The following is a 12,686-nucleotide window of genomic DNA, read 5'->3' as shown; positions in this document are numbered from 1 at the left end:
CGCCTGCGCTCCTTAACGCGGCATCCGGGAATGGCTGGGCTCCCAGCAAAAACGTCCGACCAGGCTCCGCTCAGGCCGTATGATGCTACTCGTGATAATGCTAAAGCGCCCCTTGCGGGGCGAAAATCAGGCGTTTTTCAACATCCACTCAATTTCAGTCTCTGTGATCAGACGCTCAAATTGCAGTAATTCGTCATTTTTACAGGCGTGATAAACGTGGCAGAAGCGTTCGCCAAGCCGCTCGCGCAGGTGGTCGTTTTGCATAAACTCCCACAGCGCATCGCTCTGGCGAATCGGGAACGGCAGCCCCTCCTGCTCAAGACCATTGCCTTCCACTTCTTCCTGTAACGGCAGCGGATTATCCAGCCCGTGGAGGATGCCGGCAAAAATCGCCGCCATCACCAGGTACGGGTTGGCATCCGCCCCGGCCACCCGATATTCGACGCGATGGTTGTGCCGATCGCCGCATGGAATGCGCAGCGCCACCGTCCGGTTGTTATGCCCCCACGACGCCTGGGTCGGCACATACATTCCCGGCTGGAAACGGCGATACGAGTTCACGTTCGGCGCCAGCAGCGCCATCGATGCCGGCATCAGATCGATCATCCCGGCAAGCGCGCGTTTTAACATCGCGGAATCTTCACCGTCGGCGTCAGCCAGCACGTTCTCGCCTTTGTTGTTCTGCATGCTGATGTGGATATGCATCCCGCTACCGGCGTGCTCTTCATAGGGTTTCGCCATAAAAGTGGCGTGCATCTTATGCTTCTCCGCCATTAAACGCACGAGACGTTTTAACGCCAGCGCATCATCGCAGGCATCGAGTACGTTATCGGTATGGTGGAGGTTGATTTCAAACTGGCCGGGAGACGCTTCCGCCACCGCGCCGTCGGCGGGGATCAGCTGGAGCTGGGCGATCTCATCAATATCGTTAAGCACGTCGGCAAAATGGTTGAGGTTATCGACGGAGTAAACCTGGCTTTGGGTATTGCGATCGCCGGTTCCCGGCGCGCAAGGCGGCTGCAGGTAGCCTTCCGCGTCGCGCTTGCGGTCAAGTAAATAGAACTCCAGCTCTACCGCTACAACGGGGAACAGCCCGCGCTGGCGCAGCTGCTGCCAGAGGCGGTTCAGAACGTTCCGCGGCTCAACGTCAAAGGGAGCGCCATCTTCATCAACCATGGTCAGCAGAACCTGACCAATGTATTCCGGGTCCGCCGCGGACGGGGTTAAGGTTCCCAGCACCGGCACGCAGGTGCGATCAGGTTCGCCCATCTCCTGGCCGAGCCCCGCCTCTTCCACCACGTTGCCGAGAATATCCATGGCAAATACCGAAGCCGGGAAATAGCAGCCCTTCTCCAGCTTGTTCAGGCTGGAGACCGGGATCCGCTTACCGCGGAAGCAGCCGTTCAGATCGGTTAACAGCACATCAACGTATTGCGTATTGGGGTAACGCTCAAGGTAGCGCTTCACTTCCCAGGTGAATGCGCTGACCCGTCTCTCTTCCGACTGCTGAACAAAATTCTCAACTTCTACGATATTGGTTTCCATGATTCACCGCCGTTGTTGTAGTTTCGGACCCTGAATTGCACTGTTAAATATAATGTCCACCCTTCGAATGTGTATGCAAACAAATTGTTTGTCAAATGTTAAATTAAGTTTGCAAAGGGCAATATCCACTGCTAGATTGAGAAAATATTGAACGAAATGGCCGTTTTACCCGCTAACCCGGTCATAATTTAGTCCACTTTGTGAGGGCGATCATGGAAAATATAATGTACAAGCCAGTTATTGGCGTAGTGATGTGCCGAAACAGGCTTAAGGGTCACCAGACCCAGACTCTGCAAGAGAAGTACCTGAACGCGATTGTTCACGCCGGCGGCGTACCGATTGCCCTGCCGCACGCGCTGGCCGAGCCGGAACTGCTTGCTACGCTACTGCCGAAACTGGACGGCATTTATCTGCCCGGTAGCCCGAGCAACGTACAGCCGCACCTTTATGGTGAAAACGGCGATGAGCCTGACGCCGATCCCGGGCGTGATCTTCTGAGCATGGCGCTGATTAACGCCGCGCTCGAAAGGCGCATCCCCATTTTCGCCATCTGCCGTGGACTACAGGAACTGGTTGTCGCCACCGGCGGGACTCTGTATCGTCGTCTGTTCGAGCAGCCTGAGCTTCTTGAGCACCGCGAAGACCCCGAACTTCCCGTCGAGCAGCAATACGCGCCCTCGCATGAAGTTCAGGTTCAGGAGGGAGGATTACTTTCTCAGTTAATACCGGGCTGCAACACGTTTTGGGTAAACTCGTTACACGGGCAGGGAGCAAAAACGACGGGTCCACGGCTGCGCGTGGAAGCGCGTTCTCCGGACGGGCTAGCGGAAGCGGTCAGCGTTAACGACCATCCTTTCGCCCTCGGCGTGCAGTGGCATCCTGAATGGAACAGTAGCGAATACGCCCTGTCGCGAATGTTGTTTGAAGGTTTTATCACCGCCTGTCAGAACTATATCGCTGAAAAACAGCGACTCTGACCACTACCGTTAAGGAAATGCAAATATGAGCGATGACGGACTGGCGCCAGGGAAACGTTTGTCAGCGATCCGCCAACAGCTGGGTCTCTCACAGCGTCGTGCCGCCGAACTGTCTGGGTTAACACATAGTGCCATCAGCACCATAGAACAGGACAAAGTCAGTCCTGCCATCAGCACGCTGCAAAAGCTGCTGAAAGTCTACGGGCTGTCGCTCTCGGAATTCTTTTCTGAACCAGAAAAACCGGCTGAACCGCAGGTGGTTATCAATCAGGACGATCTGATTGAAATCGGCAGCCAGGGGGTATCGATGAAGCTGGTTCACAATGGCAATCCGAACCGCACGCTGGCGATGATATTTGAAACGTACCAGCCTGGAACCACAACCGGGGAGAGGATCAAGCATCAGGGTGAAGAGATAGGCACCATACTGGAGGGTGAAGTCGTGTTGACCATTAACGGTCAGGCGTATCACCTGGTGGCTGGGCAAAGTTATGCCATTAACACCGGCATACCGCATAGCTTCAGCAACACTTCGGCAGGTATCTGCCGAATTATCAGCGCCCATACTCCCACCACCTTCTGATTTATTAGCCTGAGCCTTTCTCAGGTTTTCTTCAGGCCTGCGCCGCCCGGGGTGAATTCCGGCGGCGCGAAGATAACGCAGTTCACCTTGCGCAATGCGGAAAAACGTTTTCCGCTGGCCCCGGATAATTCAAGCCTGTTAATGGGCAATTTAAACGGTACTCAACCCCGGGGACGCCCTGCGCCCTGAGGGTCTGAAATCACCACTTTTTTTTCGATTATGTCATTAAGGAGTCATGATGGATTTTCACAACCTGGCTTACTGGCAAGAAAAAGCAAAGAACATCGCGATTGAAACGCGGTTATTTATTAATGGCGAATACAGCGCCGCCGCCGATAACAGCGTGTTTGCCACCATCGCCCCTGCCGCCCAGCAAACGCTCGCCGAAGTCGCGCGCGGCAAAAAGGCCGATGTCGATCGCGCGGTCCAGGCCGCCCGCAGCGCATTCGAGCGCGGCGACTGGTCGCAGGCCTCTCCTGCCCAGCGTAAAGCGGTCCTGAATAAGTTTGCCGACCTGATGGAGGCCCATTGCGAAGAGCTGGCGCTGCTGGAAACCCTGGACACCGGCAAACCGATCCGTCACAGCCTGCGCGACGATATCCCCGGCGCCGCCCGCGCGATTCGCTGGTATGCCGAAGCTATCGATAAAGTCTACGGCGAAGTTGCCCCTACCGGCGGCAACGAACTGGCTATGATCGTCCGCGAACCGATTGGCGTGATTGCGGCGGTGGTGCCGTGGAATTTTCCGCTGCTGCTGGCCTGCTGGAAACTTGGCCCGGCGCTGGCGTCAGGTAATAGCGTAGTGCTCAAACCGTCGGAAAAATCCCCACTCAGCGCCCTGCGACTCGCGGGCTTAGCGAAAGAGGCCGGACTGCCAGACGGCGTGTTCAACGTAGTGAGCGGTTTCGGCCATGAAGCCGGTCAGGCGCTGGCGCGGCATCCTGACGTCGAAGTGATTACTTTTACCGGTTCTACCCGCACGGGTAAACAGCTGCTGAAGGACGCAGGCGACAGCAATATGAAACGCGTCTGGCTGGAGGCGGGCGGTAAAAGCGCCAATATCGTTTTTGCCGACTGTCCGGATCTGCAAAAAGCGGTTAACGCTACCGCCGGCGGTATCTTTTACAACCAGGGCCAGGTCTGTATCGCCGGAACCCGCCTGCTGCTTGAGGAGAGCATTGCCGACAGGTTTCTCGATCTCCTTAAAGAGCAGGCCAAAGGCTGGCAGCCGGGCAATCCGCTCGACCCTAATACCGCCATGGGCATGCTGATCGACAACAGCCACGCCGATAGCGTCCACAGCTTTATTCGCGCCGGCGAAGCGCATAGTACGCTGCTGCTAGATGGACGCAAAAATCCGTGGCCCGCGGCGGTTGGCCCAACCATTTTTGTTGACGTCGATCCCGCCTCCGCGCTCAGCCAGGAGGAGATCTTCGGCCCGGTGCTGGTGGTCACTCGTTTTAAAACCGAAGAGCAGGCGCTGGCGCTGGCCAACGACAGCCGCTATGGCCTCGGCGCGGCGGTCTGGACCCGCGATCTCTCCCGCGCGCACCGCATCAGCCGCCGTCTGAAAGCCGGCTCCGTCTTTGTAAACAACTACAACGATGGCGATATGACCGTGCCGTTCGGCGGCTATAAGCAGAGCGGCAACGGACGCGATAAGTCGCTGCATGCGCTGGAAAAATTCACTGAACTGAAAACTATCTGGATTGCCCTGGAGTCTTAATCATGACCGAACATACCACCAGCTATTACGCCGCCAGCGCCAACCGCTATGAACCGTTCCCGGCGCTGGAAGAAACGATCGGCTGCGACGTCTGCGTCGTCGGCGGCGGCTATACCGGCCTCTCTTCGGCGCTGCATCTGGCCGAAATGGGCTACGACGTGGTGCTGCTGGAAGGCGCGCGCATCGGCTTCGGCGCCAGCGGACGCAACGGCGGCCAGTTAGTTAACTCCTATAGCCGCGATATCGACGTTATCGAGAAAACCTACGGCCCGGACGCGGCGAAAATGCTCGGCAGCATGATGTTTGAAGGCGGCGATATTATTCGCGAGCGCATCCAGCGCTATCAGATTGCCTGCGACTATCGCCCCGGCGGGCTGTTTGTCGCGATGAATCATAAACAGCTGGAAACTCTGGAAGAGCAGAAAGCCAACTGGGAGCGCTACGGCAATACCCAACTGGAGCTGCTGGATGCCAGCGCTATTCGCCGCGAAGTCGACAGCGACCGCTACACCGGCGCCCTGCTGGATCGCAGCGGCGGCCATATCCATCCGCTCAACCTGGCGATTGGCGAAGCTGACGCCATTCGGCTAAACGGCGGCCGGGTGTACGAGCAATCACCGGTTACCCGCATTCAGCACACCAGCCCGGCGGTAGTGACCACCGCGCGCGGACAAGTGACCGCTCGCTACGTGATCGTCGCCGGTAACGCCTATCTCGGCGATAAGATCGAGCCGGAGCTGGCGAAACGCAGCATGCCGTGCGGCACCCAGGTGGTCACCACCGCACCGCTGTCTGAGGAACTGGCGCGCTCGCTGATTCCGAAAAATTACTGCGTGGAGGATTGTAACTATCTGCTGGATTACTACCGTCTGACCGCCGATAACCGCCTACTGTACGGCGGCGGCGTGGTCTACGGCGCGCGAGATCCGGACGACGTTGAGCGATTGATTATGCCGAAGCTGCTGAAAACCTTCCCGCAGCTGAAGGGGGTGAAAATCGACTACCGCTGGACCGGCAACTTCCTGCTGACCCTCTCACGGATGCCGCAGTTTGGCCGCCTCGATAACAATATCTATTATATGCAGGGTTACAGCGGCCACGGGGTCACCTGTACCCACCTCGCCGGACGGCTAATTTCGGAGCTGCTGCGCGGGGACGCCGAACGTTTTGACGCCTTCGCGAAGCTGCCGCACTACCCGTTCCCCGGCGGACGCAGCCTGCGCATTCCGTTTACCGCCATGGGCGCGGCTTACTATAGCCTGCGCGATCGGCTCGGCGTTTAATCCCCCCGGCCGACGGCGCCCGCCGTCGGCAATATCGCCGCCCCGCACTGCCGCGGAAAGCGCTGCTGAAAGTAGTGGCGTAAAAACTCCACGGTGGTGCGAATTTTGGCCGAAGTCGCCAGCCGAGACACGTATACCGCCCAGATACTGGCGGGCTGATAGTACTCCGGCAGCAGCTGTACCAGATTGCCGCTGGCGATATTCTCCTTTACGTCCCACCATGAGCGCAGCGCAATCCCCTGCCCGTCGAGGCACCACTGGTGGACGATTTCACCGTGGTTTGACGACAGCGGCCCGGTCACTTTGATGGCGTGCTCACCTTCTTTATCATCGCGCAGCTGCCAGACGCCAAAAGGCCGGTCGCGCTCTTTGATCACCAGACACGGCAGCGCGGCAAGGTCGCTCAGCTGTTTCGGCGAGGGATGCCGGGCGACAAACGCCGGCGAGGCGCAGAGGATACGATGATTGCTGGCAAGCTGGCGGGCTATCAGGTTGGGCGCAATATCGTCGCCGACGCGAATATCCAGATCGACCCCTTCATTAGCCAAATCTACCAGCCGGTCGGCGACGTCGAAACGGATCTCCAGCTGCGGGTAGCGACGGGCCAGCTCGGAGAGCGCCGGCGCGACCACCCGCCGACCAAAGCCAAAGCTGCTGATGATCCGCAGCGTTCCCTGCGGCACCTGCCGCACATCGGAGAGCTCATCCATCATCTGGTCGACATCCTGCAGAATGCGCTGCCCCCATTCGTAGATGCGCTCGCCCTCTTCGGTGATAGCCACTCGCCGGGTAGTGCGGTGCAGCAGCTGGACGTTAAGGGTTTGCTCCAGCAGCGATACGCGTTTGCTGACAAATGCCGGAGAGACGCCGAGCTCTTCCGCAGCGGCGGCAAAACCGGCGCGGCGGGCTACCAGCATAAAGACGCGTAAGTCGTTCAGCAGCGGAAGATTATTCATGATTCGTGTTTTATGTTTCACCAGTTGACGGGATTAATTATGAATTAGTCAATTATAGGATAGAGATGAAGTCAATTTTCCTTACCTCAAACTGAGAATAACGATGAATAAAACCTTACGTATTGCCGCCATCCCCGGCGATGGCATCGGTAAAGAGGTGCTGCCGGAAGGGATGCGCGTACTGCAGGCCGCCGCCGAACGCTGGGGGCTGGCGTTAAGCTTCGAGCACTTCGAGTGGGCCAGCTGCGATTATTACGCCCAACACGGCACTATGATGCCCGAGGACTGGCACGCGCAGCTGAAAGGCTTTGATGCGATCTATTTCGGCGCGGTCGGCTGGCCGGATATCGTCCCGGATCATATCTCCCTCTGGGGCTCGTTGCTGAAGTTCCGCCGCGAATTCGACCAGTACGTCAACCTGCGTCCGGTGCGCCTGTTCCCCGGCGTCCCCTGCCCGCTGGCGGGTAAACAGCCCGGCGATATCGATTTCTACGTGGTTCGTGAAAACACCGAAGGGGAGTATTCCGCTCTTGGCGGCCATGTGAATCCGGGAACCGAACATGAAGTGGTGATTCAGGAGTCGGTGTTTACCCGCCGCGGCGTTGACCGCATCCTGCGCTACGCCTTTGAGCTGGCGCAAAGCCGCCCGCGCAGAACCCTGACCTCGGCGACCAAATCTAACGGCCTCGCCATCAGCATGCCCTTCTGGGACCAGCGCGTCGAAGCGATGGCGCAGCAATACCCGGAGGTGAAATGGGATAAGCAGCATATTGATATTCTGTGCGCCCGTTTCGTGCTGCAGCCGGAGCGTTTTGACGTAGTGGTCGGCTCTAATCTGTTCGGCGATATCCTTTCCGATCTCGGCCCGGCCTGTACGGGCACCATCGGCATTGCCCCATCGGCAAACCTCAACCCGGATCGCACCTTTCCGTCGCTGTTTGAGGCGGTACACGGTTCGGCGCCGGATATCTACGGCAAAAATATCGCCAATCCGATTGCCACCATCTGGGCTGGCGCGATGATGCTCGACTTCCTCGGCAACGGTGACGCTCGCTACCAGGCCGCCCATGACGGCATTCTCGCAGCGATTGAGCAGACCATTGCCAGCGGACCAAAGACGCCGGATATGAAAGGCACTGCCTCCACCCAGCAGGTGGGCGAGGCCATTTGTCAGGCTATTGCCGGACACCAGGTCGCCCGAACAGGCGCGTAAGCGCCGCTTTCGGCAATGGTCGCCGGACAGCCTCCCTCAAGCACCGGGCCCGGATATCCCGGGTCGCGGCGTAAACGCCTTACCCGGGCTACCGCCCCGCCGATCGCTGGAAGCCCGTAGCCCCGGTAAGCGCAAGCGCCACCGGGGAGATTCTCCGGACCGAATTACAGCTCCAGCTCGCGCTGCAGCAGCGCCGCGATCGCCTCGCAGCTCTGCGCCGTCACCAGCGATTGCCGGAACTCTTCATGCATAATGCGCCGCGCCAGCCGCGAGAAAATACGCATATGTTGATCCCCCGCCGAATGCTTATTAAGCGTCAGCATAATCACAAACTGCGCCTCGTCGTCGCCCCACGCTACCGGCTGCGCCAGACGGGCGACGCTGATGGTCGACTGCTCGATATGCTCAGATTTACTGTGTGGAATGGCGAAGCTAAAGCCTAAACCGGTAGAGAACACCGCTTCGCGAGCCCACAGATCGGCTTCCAGCTTACGCGGATAGCGGCAGCGCCCGGCCAGCAGCAGATTATCAGTCATGCCCTTAATGACCTCCTCTTTGCTACGCCAGTCGCTGTTCAGCGTAATGCACTGCGGAGTAATCAGCGGCGCGTCCTGCTGGGTCATGCGGAACTGGGCAAGCAGATGTTCTACCTCTAATGAAGTACGGCACTGCATCGCCTGGTTAAGCAGCTGACGGCAGGCGCGGCTGTCAAGCTGCGCCAGACGCGCCTTGGTTGCCGGAATCGACGGCGCGCTCATGCTCAGCTCATCCAGCCCCAGCCCCACCAGCAGCGGCAGCACCGAACCTTTAGCCCCCAGCTCGCCGCACAGGCCAATCCATTTCCCCTGACGATGCACCGCCTGAACCGCGTAATCCAGCGCGCGCAGAAAAGCCGGATTGAGGCTGTTGTAGTGGCGCGTCACCCTGGCGTTATCGCGATCCACCGCCAGCAGGTACTGGGTCAGGTCGTTGCTGCCGATACTAAAGAAATCAATCTCTTCGCAGCACTGATCGATGATAAACATCACCGACGGCACCTCAAGCATAATGCCCAGCGGGATCTTTTCATCAAACGGGATATGTTCGCTGCGCAGCGACTGTTTAGCATCCGCCAACTGCTCTTTGACCCATAAGATCTCTTCCATCGAGGAGATCATCGGGATCATGATTTTCAGCGCGCCGTGCGCGGAAGCGCGCAGAATCGCCCGCAGCTGAGTGCGGAACAGCGCCTGATACTCCTCATAAATACGCACCGCCCGGTAGCCGAGGAACGGGTTATTCTCCGCCGGGATGTTGAGGTAGGCCACAGGCTTGTCGCCGCCGATATCCATGGTGCGGATGATAATGCTGCGCCCGTTGGCCGGCTCCAGCGCCTGGCAAAAGATGTTATACAGCTCGTTTTCCGACGGCGCGCTGGGCCTGTCCATATAGAGCATCTCGGTGCGGAACAGTCCTACCGACTGCGCGCCGTTGTTGAAGGCCGCCGCCGCCTCTACCGAATGGGCGATGTTGGCCGCCACCTCCAGACGAATACCGTCTTCCGTTCGGCCCTCTTTATCCAGCCAGGCCTGCTGCTGGCGGCGGATTTGCGCCTGTACCCAGGCCTCCTGCTGATAGTAGCGCGCCACCGCTTCATCGGGATTCACCACCACCAGCCCGGCGTTACCGTCAATCTGTACCCGGCGATCGACCCACGGCAGCAGCGCCTCCATATCGACGCCCACCAGGGTGGGAATATTGAACGAACGCGCGAGGATCACCGTATGTGAAGTGGTGCCGCCGCTGCGCAGCAGCAGGCCTTTAAGCAGCGTTTTATCCAGTTCAAGAAACTGGCTGGGGGTGAGTTCATCGGCGAGGCAGATGGCCTCTTCGGTCAGCTTACCCGGTGCCGGAAAACGATCCTCACCGTAGATATGCTGCAGAAGCTGGAAGCACACATCGCGCACGTCCAGCACCCGCTCCTGCAAATAGCTATTGCCGGAAGCGCTGAACTGGGCGCAAAAATGTTCGCCGGTCGCGACCACCGCTTCAGCGCAGCTCAGACCGTTCAACAGCCCGTCCAGCAGATGCTGGCGCAGCGAGGCGTCGGTGGCCAGAGAGCGATGCGCCTCAAGGATCGCGCTGGCGGTACCGTCGTTATCCAGCAGGCGGAACTCAATATTTTTCACCAGCAGGGTCAGGCCCCTGTCCAGCGCCGCCTGTTCCTGTTCAATTGCGCCCGCTGCAGGCAGCGCGCCTGAATCGCGCAGGTCGAGGGACTTAAGATGGGTGAGCCTGCCGCCCGCGCTGCCGGCGCAGACCGGCAGCGCGTGAAACAGGGTAGGATTAAGACGCGAGAGGGATTCAGGAACCGGCTGAACGGCCATTTGCTCCGCCGCCGGCAGCGGCGCATCGCAGTGCGGGAACTTGTCGGTGATGAACGCCGTTAGCGTATTAAACGCCTGCTGTTCATCTTCACCGCTGACAACAAGCTGGCAGCGGTCGCCCTTTAAGGTATTGGTGCCAATAATCCCCAGCGCGCTTTTGGCGTTTCCGCGTCCTTCTGTGCGGGTGTTTACCCATTCGACTGAAGATGAAAAAGTATTGCACAGCGTTTCTACCAGGCTTGCCGGACGCGCATGTACGCCGTTGGGCAAATCACATATGAATTCAATTACCAGAGCCATCGCCTTCCTCCTGAATAATGCGTATTAGCCAAAAGGTAAAGAAAGAAGCCGCCCGCCACTACACGATAAAAGTGGTAATTACTGGATAATTGTATGGCTGAATCTTTTTTATGCTCGTGGTCACAAATCGCCTCGTGAAGGGCATCAAAAACCCACCAGAACTAAGATTTGAGGTGGATCGCAATTTTCTCCTCGCCTTACAAATATCCAGTAAATGCACTTTTTCTCTACTATTTTATGCGCCGCCCTTTTTCTAATGTTGAGACATCAACTCAGTCACGGGCCACGCAGCGCTCAGGAGAAAAACAATGAACGAACTGGTGCAAATATTAAAAAATACCCGCCAGCACCTCATGACCGGGGTTTCACATATGATCCCGTTTGTCGTGTCCGGTGGGATCTTGCTGGCAGTCTCCGTCATGTTGTATGGCAAGGGCGCGGTGCCCGATGCCGCCACCGACCCTAACCTGAAAAAACTGTTTGATATCGGCGTCGCCGGTCTGACGCTAATGGTGCCATTTCTGGCGGCCTATATCGGCTACTCCATCTCCGACCGCGCGGCGCTGGCCCCCTGCGCCATCGGCGCCTGGGTCGGCAACAGCTTCGGCGCCGGTTTCTTCGGCGCGCTGATTGCCGGGATCATTGGCGGGCTGGTGGTTTACTACCTGAAGAAAATCCCGGTGCACAAGGTGCTGCGCTCGGTGATGCCCATCTTCGTTATCCCGATTATCGGCACCTTTATAACCGCCGGGATCATGATGTGGGGTCTCGGCGAGCCGATTGGCGCGCTGACCGCCAGTCTGACCGGCTGGCTGCAGGGCATGCGCGAAGGCAGCATCGTTATTCTCGCCATCATTATGGGCCTGATGCTGGCCTTCGACATGGGCGGTCCGGTGAATAAAGTCGCCTACGCCTTCATGCTGATTTGCGTTTCTCAGGGCGTTTACAGCGTAGTGGCCATCGCCGCCGTCGGTATCGCCGTGCCGCCGCTGGGCATGGGCCTGGCAACGCTGATTGGGCGTAAATATTTCTCCGCGGAAGAGCGCGAAACCGGGAAAGCCGCGCTGGTGATGGGCTGCGTTGGCGTGACCGAAGGCGCGATCCCCTTCGCCGCCGCCGACCCGCTGCGCGTTATCCCGGCCAATATGATCGGCGCCGCCGCCGGCTGCGTCACCGCCGCGCTGCTCGGCGCCCAGTGCTACGCCGGCTGGGGCGGGCTCATCGTTCTGCCGGTCGTCGAAGGTAAAGGCGGGTTTGTTGCCGGTCTGGCGGTCGGCGCCATCGTCAGCGCCGCCTGCGTCATTCTGCTCAAAGCCCTGGCGAAAAAGAAAACGTCAGACGCCAAAGCCGATGACGAGATGGATCTTGATTTCGAAATTAACTGAAACAGTGGAAGGAATATCGTATGACCAAAATTATCGCCGTTACCGCTTGCCCCTCTGGCGTTGCCCATACCTATATGGCCGCAGAATCGCTGGAGAGCGCCGCTAAAGCCAAAGGCTGGCAGGTCAAAGTCGAGACTCAGGGCTCCATCGGCATTGAGAACGAGCTGACCGCAGAAGACGTCGCCAGCGCCGATATGGTGATTCTGACCAAAGATATCGGCATTAAGTTTGAAGAACGCTTTGCCGGTAAAACCATCGTGCGCGTCAACATCAGTGATGCCGTGAAGCGCGCCGAAGCCATTATGAACAAAATCGACAGCCACCTTTCACAGAATGCCTGACTGAATGCCCG

General features: G+C 58.4%; 10 protein-coding genes. 7 read left to right on the top strand and 3 right to left on the bottom strand.

What is annotated here, in order from left to right; genetic code table 11:
• Positions 1–126: 126 nt before the first annotated feature.
• Positions 127–1,545: a glutamate-putrescine ligase gene (gene puuA, locus IAE27_RS09870; RefSeq protein WP_004112067.1), complete on the bottom strand. Its 1,419-nt coding sequence runs from the start codon at positions 1,543–1,545 to the stop codon at positions 127–129.
• 224 nt (positions 1,546–1,769) lie between these two features.
• On the opposite strand from puuA, the gene puuD reads away from it, so the two are divergent.
• The 4 genes from puuD (at position 1,770) to IAE27_RS09850 (ending at position 6,114) form a co-directional block, all read left to right on the top strand.
• Positions 1,770–2,522, top strand: coding sequence for a gamma-glutamyl-gamma-aminobutyrate hydrolase (gene puuD, locus IAE27_RS09865; protein ID WP_160887670.1), 753 nt, complete (start codon positions 1,770–1,772; stop codon positions 2,520–2,522).
• Between the two features lie 25 nt (positions 2,523–2,547).
• Positions 2,548–3,105 (top strand): HTH-type transcriptional regulator PuuR, encoded by a 558-nt coding sequence (gene puuR / locus IAE27_RS09860; RefSeq protein WP_004100955.1) that lies wholly within the window; start codon positions 2,548–2,550, stop codon positions 3,103–3,105.
• A 238-nt stretch (positions 3,106–3,343) separates the two neighbouring features.
• Positions 3,344–4,831, top strand: a complete 1,488-nt coding sequence (gene puuC, locus IAE27_RS09855; protein ID WP_115239705.1) for an aldehyde dehydrogenase PuuC — start codon at positions 3,344–3,346, stop codon at positions 4,829–4,831.
• A gap of 2 nt (positions 4,832–4,833) precedes the next feature.
• Complete coding sequence (locus IAE27_RS09850) at positions 4,834–6,114, top strand: NAD(P)/FAD-dependent oxidoreductase (protein WP_004112063.1); 1,281 nt, start codon at positions 4,834–4,836, stop codon at positions 6,112–6,114.
• Here the strand turns inward: IAE27_RS09850 and IAE27_RS09845 are convergent.
• Positions 6,111–7,091, bottom strand: a complete 981-nt coding sequence (locus IAE27_RS09845) for a LysR substrate-binding domain-containing protein (RefSeq protein WP_200092369.1) — start codon at positions 7,089–7,091, stop codon at positions 6,111–6,113. The genes IAE27_RS09850 and IAE27_RS09845 overlap by 4 nt on opposite strands.
• Positions 7,092–7,173: 82 nt before the next feature.
• Here IAE27_RS09845 and IAE27_RS09840 point away from each other — a divergent pair, with 82 nt between their 5' ends.
• A complete protein-coding gene (locus tag IAE27_RS09840; RefSeq protein WP_154022816.1) occupies positions 7,174–8,283 on the top strand; it encodes a tartrate dehydrogenase in 1,110 nt (369 codons plus the stop codon).
• Positions 8,284–8,447: 164 nt separating this feature from the next.
• Here IAE27_RS09840 and ptsP read toward each other — a convergent pair whose 3' ends face one another.
• Complete coding sequence (gene ptsP / locus IAE27_RS09835; protein ID WP_200092367.1) at positions 8,448–10,949, bottom strand: phosphoenolpyruvate--protein phosphotransferase; 2,502 nt, start codon at positions 10,947–10,949, stop codon at positions 8,448–8,450.
• 308 nt (positions 10,950–11,257) lie between these two features.
• On the opposite strand from ptsP, the gene IAE27_RS09830 reads away from it, so the two are divergent.
• Together IAE27_RS09830 and IAE27_RS09825 are read left to right on the top strand one after the other, a co-directional pair.
• Complete coding sequence (locus IAE27_RS09830; protein WP_004100940.1) at positions 11,258–12,334, top strand: PTS fructose transporter subunit EIIC; 1,077 nt, start codon at positions 11,258–11,260, stop codon at positions 12,332–12,334.
• A 20-nt stretch (positions 12,335–12,354) separates the two neighbouring features.
• On the top strand, positions 12,355–12,675 hold the full coding sequence (locus tag IAE27_RS09825) for a PTS fructose-like transporter subunit IIB (RefSeq protein ID WP_004100938.1): 321 nt from the start codon (positions 12,355–12,357) through the stop codon (positions 12,673–12,675).
• Positions 12,676–12,686: the final 11 nt, after the last annotated feature.

Origin of the sequence: Klebsiella sp. S69, from assembly GCF_016516145.1 — a bacterium.
GTDB classification, from domain to species: Bacteria; Pseudomonadota; Gammaproteobacteria; order Enterobacterales; family Enterobacteriaceae; genus Klebsiella; species Klebsiella oxytoca.
This window is presented reverse-complemented; position numbering and strand designations above follow the sequence as displayed.